Below are 14,466 nucleotides of genomic sequence, written 5' to 3'. Positions count from 1 at the left end.
ATCACAATTATGTACCCGAAAGATGCAGATTCTGAAAGGTCGGGTGCAAGGCTATGTTATAATTTGAACCAAATATATAGATGGGAACTCTTTTATCATAATGTTTGTGTCCATTAAATCTAACTTATATAGATCAAATACATATGTAGAGAAAGGATGATTTTAGTGGAGAAAAAAGTAAATCATCAGGCACTTTGGCTCGGTGTGGGTGTGGCACTTGGTGCAAGCTTTGGTACAGCTACGGGGCAGATCGGACTGGGTATCGCTTTTGGCGCTGCTCTTGGTGTTGTGATCGGTTCCGTAGTCAGTCAACGTGCAGGTGCTGATTCACATGACATGTTAAGTGAGCATGTTCTGGAACTGCATAGACTGGAGGATTGGCAAGAAGCACTTCACCGTTCGCAGGAACATCCGGTACTGCTGCTGAAACACAGCACAACATGTCCCGTCAGTGCGCGAGCGTATAGAGAGTTTATGGCTTTTGTCGGTACGAATGCATCCGATCCGAAACAAACGATGGAATATCGGATCGTCAAAGTCATCGAGAACCGCCTGTTATCTCGCCACATCGCGGAAGAAACTGAGGTGCGCCATGAATCTCCGCAGGTACTTCTGCTCGATGAGGGGCGAGTTAACAAACACGCCTCACATGGTCAGATCACTAAAAAACGACTGACACAGTGGGCGCAGAATTTGTTTGGGTAAGTTGTAAGTTTGTCATCCTTGATTGAAATGCTTCTACGATAAACCCGTTCTTTTCAGCTGATTGCTGAGAAGAGCGGGCCTTTTTACGCACATTAAAAGAGCACCGTCTCCTTTGATTTCCAAAGGAACGGTGCTCGGTTTACATGATCTCGTTTTGTATATTATGAGAATTTTGGCAACCAGTCGCCGTGGGCTTCAATCAAATCGTCGCACATCGCCACGATATCGTCCATGGACAACTCGGCAGCAGTATGCGGATCAAGCATAGCTGCATGATAGATATGCTCTTTTTTGCCTGTGATCGCCGCTTCAATAGTGAGCAACTGGGTGTTAATGTTGGTGCGGTTCAGCGCTGCCAGTTGGGGTGGTAGGTCACCGATATAGGTTGGGTGAATGCCAGAACCATCGACCATACAAGGAACCTCAACACAAGCTTCGCGTGGCAGGTTGGTGATGAGTCCGTTGTTTATAACGTTACCGCCAATTTTATATGGGCGATCCGTCTCCATGGCTTCCATAATATGCGAAGCATATTCATGGCTGCGTGTATGCTGAATATTTTCGCTAGCAAACAGTTTTTCACGCATTTCTTTCCAATCGGCGATTTGTTCCAAGCAGCGGCGTGGATACTCATCCAGTGGAATGTTGAAGCGTTCGATCAGTTCCGGGTAGTTGCGTTTGATGAAATACGGATGATACTCTGCACTATGCTCAGAGGATTCTGTAACATAATAACCGAAGCGATGCATCAGTTCATAACGTACCATGTCGTCATGTTTCTCTTGCTGTTTCTGTCTCGCAAGACGTTTGATCTCAGGATACAGATCGATGCCATCTTTTGTCACTTCCAGCAACCATGCCATATGGTTAATCCCGGCGATTTTGGCAACAACGCCAGTCTGGTCAATCCCCAGCGAATCAAACAGATGTGGTACGCAGACTTGTACACTGTGACACAGACCGATCGTTTTGATCCCGCCATGCACATTCATGACGTTGGTGAGAACGGCCATCGGGTTCGTGTAGTTCAGGAACCAGGCATCCGGGCATACTTCCTGCATATCCTTGGCGAAGTCGAGCATTACCGGGATGGTACGCAGGTTACGGAAAATACCGCCAATGCCGAGGGTATCCGCAATCGTTTGACGCAGACCGTATTTCTTCGGAATTTCAAAATCCGTGATGGTACACGGGTCATACCCGCCCACCTGGATGGCATTGATGACATATTTGGCTCCGCGCAGCGCTTCCTTGCGATCATGATATGTCTTAATGGAACAGCGGCTTCCCAGTGATTTGGCCAAGCTGTTTAACAAGCGCTCCGAGTCGCTTAAACGCTCTGCATCGATATCAAACAAGGCCAGTTCAAAGTCTTGCAAAGCCTCCGTCATCATGACATCACCCAATACATTTTTAACAAAAACGGTGCTGCCTGCACCGAGAAACGTAATTTTTTTCATCTCAAGTTCTTCCTTCCCGAAAAAATGTTGTACCCCAACTATAGGCCGAACAGGCTCATATCACTATGGTTCAACCCCTCTCAAATATGGCATAATCCCATTTATGTTTTCGTTTTCAATAACAAATTGCATAATACACCTGTTATAATTTAATGTAACCGTACGTGAGAGAATATGTGAGATGGGTTTGAAGATGCCTTTAACCTCATTGTCGAAAGGAGGGGGAACATGAGTCGGAAGGTTGAAATGAATGTGGTTTCTGCGGGTTGGACGCAGATGGAGCTGGTCTTGTTATTTTATGGATGGGAGGCATGTGATCCTGCCCACTATTGGGGGCCGGGGGTACGTGATTCCTATATCGTGCATTACATTCATGAAGGACGTGGCACGGTGTATATGGGGGATCGGGAATATCGTCTCAGCGAGGGTCAGGGATTTGTTATTTTACCAGACACGGTCATTCATTATGAAGCAGATGCCGAGGAGCCTTGGACGTATTCATGGTTTGGTTTCAGAGGGGTACAGGCCAAAGCTTTTATGCAGCGCGCGCAGCTAAGCCTGGAGCACCCTGTGTTCACTGCTTATGATATGGAAATCATGGCACATTTATATGATGAGATGCTCCAAGCTGGAGCAAACTCACTTCTGGGAGGAGATGTGCTGCAACAAAGTCTGTTATACCGGCTTATGGCAGCATTAATTGCTTCTTCGCCGATCAAAGAAGAAGAAAATCCGCTCCTTTCGGCGAAAGAGACATATATTCGGCAGGCTGTGCAGTTTATGGAAAATCGGTACAGCCAGCGTACCTCCATTCTGGATATCGCACAGGCTGTCGGGCTGGATCGGACGTATTTATCGGGGTTGTTCAAAGAGCGGTATGGCAAGTCGTTGCAAGCCTTTTTTCTGGAGTATCGCATGAATCGTGCTGCAGAGCTGCTTCGTAACCCTATGCTGTCTGTGAGTGAAGTAGCCCACTCGGTTGGGTACACCGATCCGTTACTCTTTTCCAAAATGTTCAAACGTGTGACAGGAGTGTCACCCAAGGCTTCGAGAGTGTGAGATTAGGCATATTATGATATGAAATTTTGGTAGAAAAGTTTGAACATTATTCCGTATGCCGCTGTACTGGTACAGAAGTGTAACAGCAAAAGTTATAAAGACAGGGTGATCTGGAATGAGTTCGTTTGATGAATTCATTCCAGATCACCCTTTTAATGTTTCCTACCTTATGAGACGAGGATGGTCTGGTTGTTTATTTTTAAATAGAGGTTTGAATTTGATTTTGATTTGGATAGTTCCTAATCTTATGTTCCATAATTTTGAATTTTTAATTCCAATCCTTAATGTGGCACCTGAGACTGAAAGTCGTTTCGGCTGGACTGGTCTGCATCATAAAAAAGAATATCGCCATCCTTCAATGGCCATCTGGTACTGTTGGTAGTGCTGTTATTGAATGCAGGTGGGCGGTTGAAGCCCTCTAATTGCCACTGATTCATAAGTGGAGCATGCATATATTGCAGATGCGGTGCCTGTGTATTGCCATTGCGCAGACTCTCTATATTAAAGTTGACGACGATGTATCCGTTTTTCAAAAAGATATCAGATGATTCATCCAGCTTATTCTGTCTGGCAAGTGGTTCGAGATTCATGCCTTTGGGAACGGCGTACACATCGGCCGGAAGACTATATTCCCCGTACCAACGCTGGATTGCGGCATTCGCTCTGTCCACGTTGACGCTGGATGGGATGTTCGTTTTGGGTCCAATTAGTGTACGAATCGGCGACGTCAGGATCATCCAGTCATAACGACCTGTCCATGTTTTTTGGCGTGAAATCTGGTTGACGACCTTGACCATATGTTCTGCTAATGTGAGACGGTTGCGTTCGTCTGATGAGAATTCATACGTGTATTGGTAGTGTGCCGAATCGCTCAGCTCTGTGCCAGGTACATTACGCAGGCGTGAGTTCAGAACAACAAACCGTTTCTCCCTATCCTGAACCGAACCAATACGAATAAGACGTTCCTGCCCTCGATGGTAATACAGATCAACATCCTGACGGGAGCCGTCCTTGCTTATAAAAGAAAACGTGGGGGTTATTCGAATACCGTCCTGTTTTCCAAACATATTGCCCTTTGTCTTTAGATCAAACTTAAAGTGATAACCTGTTTTTACAGCGGCATTTCGAAAGCCTTGTACCGGATGACTGCCAGGTCTAATCGGCAATACAAATGGAGCAAGGTTCCCTCGGGGATCCCCGTCAATGCTTTGTAGTCCGGTCCAGTAGCTATAGCCTGTAGGTTTCAGGCTACCTGGTTGGTTGCGAAATACATTTTCCCAGTTATAGTCGGATACATCAGTCACATGAAAATCGTACAGTCTGCCAATCACATCGACAGGTATTTTGTCGCTAGCCACGTGGTGCATTAGATGGGTGTTGGCATCAGGTTGCTCTGTAAAGTTTGCAGGTGCATTCTCGGCTATGTTGCGAAAATCAATGTTATATTCCCCCTCGTCTACCCATACCGGTAGATAAAACGTAGTATCCAACTGGTTAACAGGAACGTTTACCCAGGTGTTGCTTGGGATGAATTGTGTTCGATCTGCTGTATAGACATCAAACGGGAATAACACCTGTTTCACTCGAAAATATTTGGCGTAGTCCCGATTACCGTAACCGGGATAACCTGATCCATCCAAGTGCTGCCCGTATGTTGGGATACGCACAATGAATGGACGCTCCAGAATGAGTGCAGCACGCATGGGGTCAGGTATCGTTTTCTGATTATGCGGCTGATCGTCCGATATCCATGCGTAGTTTACGACAGGGGTATGCACCGTAACGGTGTTGATACCCTGGATCGGCAGTACTTTGTCGGCTCCGCCGTTCACTTTACCTGGTAGCAGCTCATAATAGATTTGCCCGGAACTTTCCGTGTTGGCTTTGTTTAACAGGGAGTTGCTAATTCTATGATTGGATGTGTACAGGACATCCCGTCCAATCGTTGTTGGTGACGGGATGTTGGTTGGCGCTGGGCCATCCTTGATTGATTCGGTATCATTCATGATTACTGCATTGTTAAACTTCACCAGATCGTTTTTTACGGTGCTTTGTGGTGTATTTGCTTCCGCCATTCCCTTTAACAAGGCTGTATCATCTGGTACATCCGGGGGCGAGTTCAAACCACCGGTTAGTTTAGATGGAGTGTACGAGATGGAGGATGTTTGTCCTGGTCTCACATGACGTTCAACGGCAGAATCATTTCTGGATTCCAGTGTAGGTGGAACATAACCGACAGGGTTCATAGTAATCGATTCGCCAGGCAATGCATAATTTTTCATCGTAGCTTTGACGATCTTGTACACTTCAAGATTGCTGATGATCCAGTAAGAGTAGTCCCGCGTAATTTGGAAGCTGTAAGGTCTGGGCACGGTATCGTTCCTAGGAACAGGTGTGCCATCCCTGCATCCTTTGGCATTACAGACCTGCGGTCCAGGTACGGTCCATTCTCTGTCATAGGAGATGGTAAGGTTACAATCATAACTAACTTTGCCACTCATTTTCGTCCAGATTTGTTTGAATAAATAATTATTCGCAAATGCATTGGTGTAGAGTGACTCGGAAGTAGGAATTCCCTTTAATACATTAAATGTCTCATTCCCTCTGTTATCTGACCTTATTGCACCTGTAGCGTTGGGATCAAGGTCGCTCATATTCTGGGTGGTACCTCCAGATGGTAATCCGATCGTTGGGGTACAGCCTCCACCACCGCCGTGATCTCCGCCACCATCGTCACCACCTCCGGTTTCCTGTTCGACACCGATGGTAGTCCTGGTCGTTAATTGAAATCCATCTTTCTTCCACAAAACGGTAATATTTGTACTCCCCCGGCTAACCGCTTGTACCAGCCCTGATTGAGATACGGTGGCAACCGAAGGATTGGAGGACTCCCAGGTGGTCGTTCCTCCGCTGCCAGTGTTTACATTGGTTTCTGCACCAAAGCTGCCATCTCCCGTTTTGGTTTTAACCGTAGCATTAAGCTGTTTGGTTTGATTTAAACGAATTTGTCCCCCGGGGGAGAGGTTAATTTCTTTAGTGGTTTCGGCATTTCCGTACCAGTATAGGTCTGTAAAAAATATATAATCAGCAGAGTATTTTGGTGGATTATAGGGTCTGTGAGCGGTTGGTTCTATGTTTCCACCAATCTGCATATTAAATTTAGCTCTTCTTTCAGTAAATGAATCGACATTTAACAATATTGGTTTTCCGACTTCGTAATAAGCTGTATTATCCATATATTTTGGAGAAAGTGAAGCTGAGGTGATGTCACTTCTACGATATGCTTCGTCACTTTTATCCATATAGACCTGAGCTTGATAGCTAGGTGCTTCTAATGATAAATCGATACAGACAACTGATGAATCAGGTTTGTTAGTGGAGGGATTATTGCTTAAAGTTTGACCATTGCATTCCCCATCCACTCTCCATCGCATATTATCTAATTGATAGATATATACTCCAATATTTGTAGATCCTTTTCCTTCTACAGGTACTATTTTCTTTTGAGTTTTCGCAGGTGAAGAAGGTTCAAAACGTGTAGGCTCTAGTATTGGTTTGTTTCCTGGGCCTCCTCCTGCAAAAACATCAAAGGAGGAGAAAGGAAGCAATATTAAAATAATTGTCACTATAAAAGTTTTTTTAAATTCAGAAGATAGAAACATAATGTATCATCCTTAAAATTCAAATTAGTAATTAGGCGCTACTCTATAAATAGTTCCATCTTTTAGAGTAATGAAGATCCCAGGTCTAAGTTCCTTATCAAAATGTAATAAACCAGTCCCCCAATAGCTCGGGTTTTTAACAGTAAATACTCCTTTTGGGCCAAGGAAATCATTAATGTGCTGGGCTCCATAATCTCTAAAAGCCGAGTTGCTTGGTGAAGTTAAAGTGTTAATTGTGGGAGAGTTAATCAGACTTCCACCTTGCAATTGAGTCATAGATTTCTTGATGTTGATATCGAACTCGGAAAAGGAGTAATAAGCTCCTCGCAAAGGTTTGTTTTTTTCTTCAACAAAAATATCAAAGTAAATGCTTCGAGCATTTCCCTCCACATATGGATTAACAACAATCCAATTTTTTATCTTCACATCTGCATAATTTGTTACAGTCACAAATTCTTGATTTCGGATTCTTGAGAAATCACCTGTTATCTTGTTGTAATCATACGATTCAGAGAATTTCTCAGGCCCTGGTTTCTGATACCTCGGCGCAACCACACTCAAATTTGTGCCCGTCAATCCCACCTGACGCAGTTCTTTCAGCCCTTGAAGGTCGGCAGGTTTTATTTTCGCAACGGACGCGTAACGGGCGATCAACACGGCAACTTCTGCCCGGGTTGTGGTGCGGTTCACGCCAAATGTTTTATCATTCGCAACGCTCATGAGCCCTGTTCCAAGGGCAACAGCGACAGCATTTTTTTGCGAGTCTGCCAGCTTGCCTGTAAAATATTCCTTCGCAGGAATGACGGTGTTGGTCACATCCGAAAGAGCTTGTCCGTAGTCTGAATCCACTACACTTAATCCTTGTGTCAGCCAGTCCGCCATCTCGCCCCGCTCAAGTGCAACTTGAGCATTGAATTTGCCCTTGTAGTTGGAAGGGTGGATAAATCCTTTGGCGATCGCTGTAGAGACACCACTTTTTGCCCATTCGGGCACATCTGTGAAATGATTCGGTTCAGCGTCCTTTAACTCCGGTTGGTCCGCCACACGCGCCAAAATACTAGCCATCTCAGCTTTGGTCACCGGTGAACCTGGTTTGAACGTTCCGTCTGCATAACCCTTGAAATAACCTTGCTCTACTGCCGAATGAATTGCTGAGGATGCCCAGTGGGATGCAGGTACATCTTTGAATGTATTAGCAGCTTGCGCTGCTTCTACTGAACTAGATCCTCCCATTCCTGCAAAGCCTGCAATGCTTCCCGTTAATAAAGCTAATGTTGCTAAGGCGGAGATCATCTGTTTTCTCATAAATCTAACTCCTCTCGTGTGAAATAGGTTTTTGCTGGTATGTACTTACTAGGATTCTGGATGCTAAATTTGTAATAATAATCAATATTCTACCATGTATATCTAGGCTTTTGGTATGAATTATCAACGATCTCCCTCCACATCAAGCTATTCAACTAATGCTCCAGACCTATGTTTTCCTCCAAAAAAGACAAAAAAAGGCTACGAATCCGTAGATTCATAGCCTTATGCTTTAAGGTCTCTCAAACATATTCGGTTCATTTCAGCTTGATTTCTCAATACTTAGAGGATACTTCATTTTCCAACATTTGAAAACCCCATATGCAATAAATTCTAAAAATAAGTCAGGCGATCGGCGCTCCATTCGGCAACGGATGATCTGGAGAGAGCAGGACCACGTCGCCATCACCGGGCACACCGCCCAGCACAAGGACTTCAGAGATGAAACCAGCAATTCGCCGAGGCGGGAAATTAACGACTGCAACGACTTGTTTGCCGATCATCACGTCAGGTGTGTAACGTCGGGTGATCTGAGCACTTGAACTCTTTACACCGAGCGGGCCAAAATCAATTTTCATTTTAATGGCAGGTACACGAGCTTTCAGGAAGGGTTCGGCCTCCACCACGGTACCCACGCGGATGTCATGTTGCATAAAATCTTCAAAAGTAGACATAAGCTTAACTCCCTTCAACCAACTATGGTATCTATATATTTTAACTATTCTTTTACACGTAATGTAATTTAACTTATATCATAAAGGAACATTCCATCAGAACAAATAAAAATCCAGATTACGCTGTATCGTAACCTGGATTTCCTTTAGTATGCCCTAGTGGAGTTCTCCATAGAAATGTTCAGAAAAATACCCTAAAAGCCATTATGCAGTTTTGATTATGATCTGTTCCAGTTTTCTCCCGTGAGATACTTCTCGGTAAGAATGGACAGCATCTGAATACCAACTTCATTATGCCCGCCCTCAGGGATAATGATGTCCGCATACTTCTTGGATGGTTCGATAAACGCATCATGCATCGGTTTTACCGTTTCGAGATACTGTTTGTATACGGATTGGATCGAGCGCCCACGCTCTTCCATGTCCCGCAGTACTCTGCGCAGAATGCGTACATCGGAATCGGTATCTACAAATACCTTGATATCCAGCAGTGTGCGAAGGTGCTCATCAATCAGCACATGTAACCCTTCGACAATAATGATATGGTTCGGCGCAAGCTCAATCGTTTCGCCTGCAGCACGGTTATCTATGGTGAAGTCATACACGGGAGCAAACGCTGGCTGGCCCTTTTTCAACAGGGTAAGATGCTCAATCAACAGATCATTATCAAAAGCAAACGGGTGATCGTAATTTGTCAGTCTGCGTTGCTCTGGTGTGAGGTCTGACTGGTCTTTGTAATAGTTGTCTTGGGATATAAAAGTAACTTTAGCTGATCCCAGACGTTCAATAACGGAGCGGGCTACCGTTGTTTTGCCGGAGCCGGTTCCTCCGGCGATACCAATAATGAGCATGGTTGTTCCATAAACCTCCCTAAAGTGGCAGCATGATCAATCGATGAACAGTGCCCAAAATGTTTGATTTTGGAGCGCGATCTGCATGTCTGTCTGCGAATACACAATTCCTTTATTGTATCACAGCTGGCTAACTTTTTCATCTTAAGGAACAGACCATGTTTTGCCTTTCAGGAGGATGCTCGTTTCCAGATATATGATTCTAACGCATCCGAGAATTCGACTTGTGTCCTGGCATCTTCCAGTGAAGAACCAGGTTCTGACCGAGCAGGCGTGTAAGCAGTCCAAGAATAATAAACCCAAGCACACTTCCTGTGGTATTGGCTATCAGATCATTAATATCGGTCGAGCGGCCGTTACCTAACGTAATTCGAATCACCAGCTGCAATAGTTCAATAACTAAACTTAACGTTAGGCCTACCTTTGCAGCTTTACCTATCAAATCAACCGAAGGTTTAAGAAGGGGAAGCAGGAACCCCAGCGGCATAAACAGCACGATATTTAAAAGAAAGCTTGGCGCATCCGCAGTCAGCAGCGGAACCCATTGAATGTTCGCATACCAGGGTGTCTGGTTAGCATAGATTCCGATGTTCACATCGATGGGGAAAAATACAAAATGCATCATGCCCAGCATGTATATAGCAAATGTCAGCATCAACATATACTGTCTGCCTGTATATCTGACCCTGCTCACTCTGGCATGGATCGCCAGAGTAAGCAGGGTCAGAATAAAAAGCGGCACAAGAATAACAAAGGATGGAATGGTAAACTGAATGGACATGCGATAACCCCTCTGCAAAGAAATGAAATTGAGCTATGGCAGCTGGACTTTCATTTCCATCCCCTTAATGAATTGATCGTCTTTGACCTCTTCGGCAAAATCACCATTCACCTTAAAAGGTTTTACAACCAGGTATTTTAAATCCTTAGCTGTGGTTGCATAGATGCTTTCCCAGTTCAACTGGTTTGCTTCATACATACCTTCACCGCTCAGTGCGGTCAATTGTAGGCCTTGATCATCATAGACAGCAAATCTGATATCACGCAGCTGTTTCTCTTCTTTTTTACTTAACGTTTCGCTCCCTTTTAACGCGATCGAAGTAATTAGACGAGTCGTAATGGGTGTGACCTCGGCTTTGTTCAAAGTGACCGTGTACAGATCATTTTCTATCGTACTATTCGGCTGAATGTTGTGAGTGTCCGTTGTAGATTTGGTGAACGGAACGGTCAATTCGAACTCATGATCAATACCTTGCAACGTCAACTTCACCTTAGCCTCGAACTGATCCGGGATGGCGCCCGTGTGATCTGCAGGAATGACCTGTTCAAAAAGCAGCGTATCAGGCTCGTTCGCCCCAGCTGAACTATAGAACAGACCGCTATCTGGACGAGAACCGTTCACATCGAAAAATACATTTTCAACGCCACTGCTCAGCTTCACGATATCCTTGCCATTGTCGTACATGCCCTGATTGAGATTAGGTGCAGTAACATGAACGAGAAACGCCGCACGTGTGCCGTCATAGACGGTTTCTAATACTTTGAATTTTACATCCTGATAAGTGAAAGAGCTGTTCACTGGTGTAGTCAAACCTTCGTTGCCTGCCGTTCTCAGACCGATATCGGCTTCAATCGAGCTGAAGAGACTGCCAACGAGCGGAATGCTGCGCAACGAGTCAGCCATCGCTGGAGAGACAAAACCGGATGCAAATACCGTTAAGCCCAGCACACCTGCTGCGACAGCGACTCCCGCGGTGCGGCGTAGTCCTTTATGAACACGTCGTGACGGATGAGCCTGAAACGACTCCATATTCATTTGGCTAGCTGATTCAGGAAGGGAATCCAGTGTGGCATCAATGCGATTGCGTACGATTTCAGACATGGCAGGACGCTCCTTTGCTTGTTCTTTTAATTTCTGATCGAGATTAAATGGGTTCGACATGTAATTTTACCTCCCGAAAGTTTTTAAATTTCTGATATAGATCTTTCCTTGCCCGGATCAGTCTCATTTTCACAGCACTTTCGGACAGGCCCAGAGTATCCGCAATTTGACGCAGACTCATATCTTCAAAGTAGTGCAGTACAATCACAATGCGTTTGGCTTCATCCAACTGATCGACCGCTTCTCGCATATCCACCTCATCGTATGGACTGGATTGTGCTTGATGTTCTGCGGGCACTTCTGCGTAAGAAGTGGAGAGAGAGCGGCGGGATAACAAGGTATTGCACTCATTGATGAGAATGCGGAACATCCAAGTTTTGAAATACTGCGGTTCTCGAAGGGTATGCAGGGATTTGTAGGCTTTCAAGATCGTTTCCTGAATCGCGTCCGCGGCATCCTCCTCTTTGCGCAGCATGGATATGGCGGTATTGTATAGGGAATTTTCGATCTCTCGGATCAGCCGGATAAAGGCTTCACGATCTCCCTGAATAGCCTGTGTGACGAGATCGGGTGAATCCATGGTTGACAGCTCCTTTCGTAACGGGTGTATATCGTGTTTTAAGAACGTCTCTTGGCCGGTTTTACATAGATTAGACTGCCGGGTAGGGCAGATGGTCACATTAATTTTGGGGTTTGGGAAAATTCGAGGATGCTTAGCGTGTTAGACACTCGGTAAGTTAGACGCTCCGGAGCAACGGATTCCCTTCATGCGAAGTAATAATCAGAACGTGATCCGTACGAACGGGGCAGAGCTGTAATTCCTTGGGACATTAAAAAAACAGCACGTATCGTCAGAACATGACGGATACGTGCTGTTTGTGGTGTTTATATAATTCGGGTGTTCATTTATATAGAAGCTCATGGGGGAGCTGGGTTGATTCAAGTAATGCGGTTGATCATTGAACAATACTCATGCAGAGCTGGCTCTGATCAACTCGGACCAATATGGAAACTTTACAGACCGAGCAGTTCTTTGACACTTTCAGCTACCGCTTTGCTGGATTGCGGGTTTTGTCCTGTAACGACACGGCCGTCTGTTGTAACGTAAGAGCTGAATGGAGATGCTTTAACGTACTCAGAGGCACGTTCACGCAAGGCATCCTCCAGCAAGAAAGGAACATACTTCGTTTGTTGAGCCAGTTCTTCTTCCTCGTTGGTGAAGCCGGACACTTTCTTATCGTTAATCAGAAGCAAGCCATTGGACAGCTTCACATTCAGCAGGGCGGTAACCCCGTGGCACACGCCGGATACCACGCCACCTTTTTCATAAATATCACGGGATAGCGCTTGAAGTTCGGCATTGTCCGGGAAATCCCACATTGTACCGTGGCCGCCCGTGAAGTAGATCGCATCGTAGTCATTTGCGCTAACTTCGCTCGGTTTTAACGTATTTTTCAGTTTGTTCATGAAAGCTTCGTTCTCGAAATACGCTTTAGTGCTTTCATCCAGAGAGTCGCCCAGACTTTTCGGATCAAGTGGCACGTTGCCGCCGTTCGGGCTGACCAGATCAATCTGTACATTCTCGTTGTGGTCGAATTCTTCAATGAAGTGAGTAGCTTCACTCAGCCACAGACCTGTAGGTTCATCCTTGGTTGCATATTTATCGACATTGGTCAAAACAACTAAAACTTTTTTCATGGTAAAACCTCCTGTATGTTGCTGTAATTTAGATTGTGTAAAATATAATCGCTAACAACTTCATGCAGACAATATATCACACTCATTTGCCAAAGTAAACTCATGTGCTGTATCTGCCCGAGTTCTTTTGGAGCGAGGTGAAGAAGCTTTATCCGGCATTATACGAAGGAATTGCTTCTGCTCTGCGGCATCATAGTGAACAGTTATGTTTTTTTTTGAGATGGGCATGACACAAGGCATCTTTAATCGAATTAGTCCGGTGCTCTATATGATTCAGGATGAAGCGGTGATTCGCAGGATCGCTGAGTCGTCGTTCTCCATTACGCATGATATGACGATACGGCAGGCCTTGTTTGACTTCTATATCATGAAGAAACATCAGTTGTTACACCCGTCATGTATGGAGAGTCTGGATGACCAGCCGGTAAAAGCATACATTAACAAGTTGATTCAACAGCTGTCACGGACGATGTAACGAGCAGATTTGAGAGGGATATAGGATGGTCATCCCTGGGGATAACAACGCACATTTTATATCGTATTTAAAATTTAAAATAAATAGATTTAAAGACCTAGGTCTTCTGATATAATCATGTCGAAAGATGTCGGTTATGACTAGATGTCTTCTACATATTTTGGGAGGTCTACTCTATGAAAAAGTCAACAAAGCTTCTCTCTTCAACGGCTATCGCCGCGATCGCAGCGGTATCGGTCGTTACTTCTGCTTCGGCAGCAAGTGCTACTGTGGCAAAGCCCGTTTCTTCTTTGTCCAGCGTGAACCTCTCCTCCATGGATATTGAAACGGCATTGATGATGGTTCAGCAGGAACGTACCAAATTGCTGGATGCCCAGTTGCAAGCGCAAATCCAAGAGGTACAGAACCGCAATCAGCAGATCACTGATCTCAATGCAGAATTGCAAGTGGCTCAGCAAAACGGGGATCAAGCTGCCGTGCAAACACTGAAAGGCCGGATTGATGCCCTCAGCAATTCGCAACAAATGGATATGCTTCGTTTGCAGTCCATGTCTAACAAACGGAATGAAGCTTTTGATCTCATGACCAATTTCATTAAAAAGATGCAGGAATCCAGATCCTCCATCATCGGTAATATGCGTTAGAACCAGAAACAGATCGGATCATATAAGATCAGATTGGATGATCTTATCTCA

General features: G+C 44.9%; 13 protein-coding genes. 4 read left to right on the top strand and 9 right to left on the bottom strand.

From position 1 onward, the window contains the following. The first annotated feature begins 165 nt into the window (after window positions 1–165). Complete coding sequence (gene ytxJ, locus ACUTVW_RS20720) at window positions 166–705, top strand: bacillithiol system redox-active protein YtxJ (RefSeq protein WP_445647520.1); 540 nt, start codon at window positions 166–168, stop codon at window positions 703–705. A 161-nt stretch (window positions 706–866) separates the two neighbouring features. Here ytxJ and ACUTVW_RS20715 read toward each other — a convergent pair whose 3' ends face one another. Next, window positions 867–2,165 carry an alpha-glucosidase/alpha-galactosidase gene (locus tag ACUTVW_RS20715; RefSeq protein ID WP_445647519.1) on the bottom strand — a complete coding sequence of 433 codons (1,299 nt, stop codon included), beginning with the start codon at window positions 2,163–2,165 and terminating at the stop codon, window positions 867–869. A 228-nt stretch (window positions 2,166–2,393) separates the two neighbouring features. Between ACUTVW_RS20715 and ACUTVW_RS20710 the strand changes: the two genes are divergently transcribed. Further along, window positions 2,394–3,224: an AraC family transcriptional regulator gene (locus ACUTVW_RS20710; RefSeq protein WP_445647518.1), complete on the top strand. Its 831-nt coding sequence runs from the start codon at window positions 2,394–2,396 to the stop codon at window positions 3,222–3,224. Window positions 3,225–3,505: 281 nt separating this feature from the next. Here the strand turns inward: ACUTVW_RS20710 and ACUTVW_RS20705 are convergent, their stop codons facing one another. From ACUTVW_RS20705 to ACUTVW_RS20670, 8 genes are all read right to left on the bottom strand, one after another. Next, window positions 3,506–6,376 carry a DUF5704 domain-containing protein gene (locus ACUTVW_RS20705; RefSeq protein ID WP_445647517.1) on the bottom strand — a complete coding sequence of 957 codons (2,871 nt, stop codon included), beginning with the start codon at window positions 6,374–6,376 and terminating at the stop codon, window positions 3,506–3,508. Window positions 6,377–6,910: 534 nt separating this feature from the next. Further along, window positions 6,911–8,191 carry an S-layer homology domain-containing protein gene (locus ACUTVW_RS20700; RefSeq protein ID WP_445647516.1) on the bottom strand — a complete coding sequence of 427 codons (1,281 nt, stop codon included), beginning with the start codon at window positions 8,189–8,191 and terminating at the stop codon, window positions 6,911–6,913. Window positions 8,192–8,535: 344 nt separating this feature from the next. Then, a complete protein-coding gene (csaA, locus tag ACUTVW_RS20695) occupies window positions 8,536–8,865 on the bottom strand; it encodes a chaperone CsaA (RefSeq protein ID WP_445647515.1) in 330 nt (109 codons plus the stop codon). 218 nt (window positions 8,866–9,083) lie between these two features. Continuing rightward, window positions 9,084–9,716: a uridine kinase gene (udk, locus tag ACUTVW_RS20690; RefSeq protein WP_154959850.1), complete on the bottom strand. Its 633-nt coding sequence runs from the start codon at window positions 9,714–9,716 to the stop codon at window positions 9,084–9,086. A 202-nt stretch (window positions 9,717–9,918) separates the two neighbouring features. Then, window positions 9,919–10,497, bottom strand: a complete 579-nt coding sequence (locus ACUTVW_RS20685; RefSeq protein WP_445647514.1) for a VanZ family protein — start codon at window positions 10,495–10,497, stop codon at window positions 9,919–9,921. A gap of 33 nt (window positions 10,498–10,530) precedes the next feature. After that, entirely contained in the window at window positions 10,531–11,658 is a 1,128-nt protein-coding gene (locus ACUTVW_RS20680) for a DUF4179 domain-containing protein (RefSeq protein ID WP_445647513.1), read from the bottom strand. Next, complete coding sequence (locus tag ACUTVW_RS20675; RefSeq protein WP_445647512.1) at window positions 11,642–12,178, bottom strand: RNA polymerase sigma factor; 537 nt, start codon at window positions 12,176–12,178, stop codon at window positions 11,642–11,644. The genes ACUTVW_RS20680 and ACUTVW_RS20675 overlap by 17 nt, the downstream gene beginning before the upstream one ends. A gap of 434 nt (window positions 12,179–12,612) precedes the next feature. Next, entirely contained in the window at window positions 12,613–13,296 is a 684-nt protein-coding gene (locus tag ACUTVW_RS20670; protein ID WP_445647511.1) for a type 1 glutamine amidotransferase domain-containing protein, read from the bottom strand. A gap of 205 nt (window positions 13,297–13,501) precedes the next feature. Between ACUTVW_RS20670 and ACUTVW_RS20665 the strand changes: the two genes are divergently transcribed. Further along, window positions 13,502–13,771, top strand: coding sequence for a hypothetical protein (locus tag ACUTVW_RS20665; RefSeq protein WP_445647510.1), 270 nt, complete (start codon window positions 13,502–13,504; stop codon window positions 13,769–13,771). Window positions 13,772–13,947: 176 nt separating this feature from the next. After that, window positions 13,948–14,415, top strand: coding sequence for a hypothetical protein (locus tag ACUTVW_RS20660; RefSeq protein WP_445647509.1), 468 nt, complete (start codon window positions 13,948–13,950; stop codon window positions 14,413–14,415). The last annotated feature ends 51 nt before the right edge of the window (window positions 14,416–14,466 follow it).

Source organism: Paenibacillus sp. TSA_86.1 (genome assembly GCF_052691815.1).
This window is presented reverse-complemented; position numbering and strand designations above follow the sequence as displayed.

Coding starts and splice junctions, on each gene's coding strand:
- csaA (WP_445647515.1), bottom strand. CDS start 8,865: ATGTCTACTTTTGAAGATTTTATGCAACATGACATCCGCGTGGGTACC.
- ACUTVW_RS20715 (WP_445647519.1), bottom strand. CDS start 2,165: ATGAAAAAAATTACGTTTCTCGGTGCAGGCAGCACCGTTTTTGTTAAA.
- ACUTVW_RS20670 (WP_445647511.1), bottom strand. CDS start 13,296: ATGAAAAAAGTTTTAGTTGTTTTGACCAATGTCGATAAATATGCAACC.
- udk (WP_154959850.1), bottom strand. CDS start 9,716: ATGCTCATTATTGGTATCGCCGGAGGAACCGGCTCCGGCAAAACAACG.
- ACUTVW_RS20665 (WP_445647510.1), top strand. CDS start 13,502: ATGTTTTTTTTTGAGATGGGCATGACACAAGGCATCTTTAATCGAATT.
- ACUTVW_RS20675 (WP_445647512.1), bottom strand. CDS start 12,178: ATGGATTCACCCGATCTCGTCACACAGGCTATTCAGGGAGATCGTGAA.
- ACUTVW_RS20685 (WP_445647514.1), bottom strand. CDS start 10,497: ATGTCCATTCAGTTTACCATTCCATCCTTTGTTATTCTTGTGCCGCTT.
- ACUTVW_RS20700 (WP_445647516.1), bottom strand. CDS start 8,191: ATGAGAAAACAGATGATCTCCGCCTTAGCAACATTAGCTTTATTAACG.
- ACUTVW_RS20705 (WP_445647517.1), bottom strand. CDS start 6,376: ATGCAGATTGGTGGAAACATAGAACCAACCGCTCACAGACCCTATAAT.
- ACUTVW_RS20710 (WP_445647518.1), top strand. CDS start 2,394: ATGAGTCGGAAGGTTGAAATGAATGTGGTTTCTGCGGGTTGGACGCAG.
- ACUTVW_RS20680 (WP_445647513.1), bottom strand. CDS start 11,658: ATGTCGAACCCATTTAATCTCGATCAGAAATTAAAAGAACAAGCAAAG.
- ACUTVW_RS20660 (WP_445647509.1), top strand. CDS start 13,948: ATGAAAAAGTCAACAAAGCTTCTCTCTTCAACGGCTATCGCCGCGATC.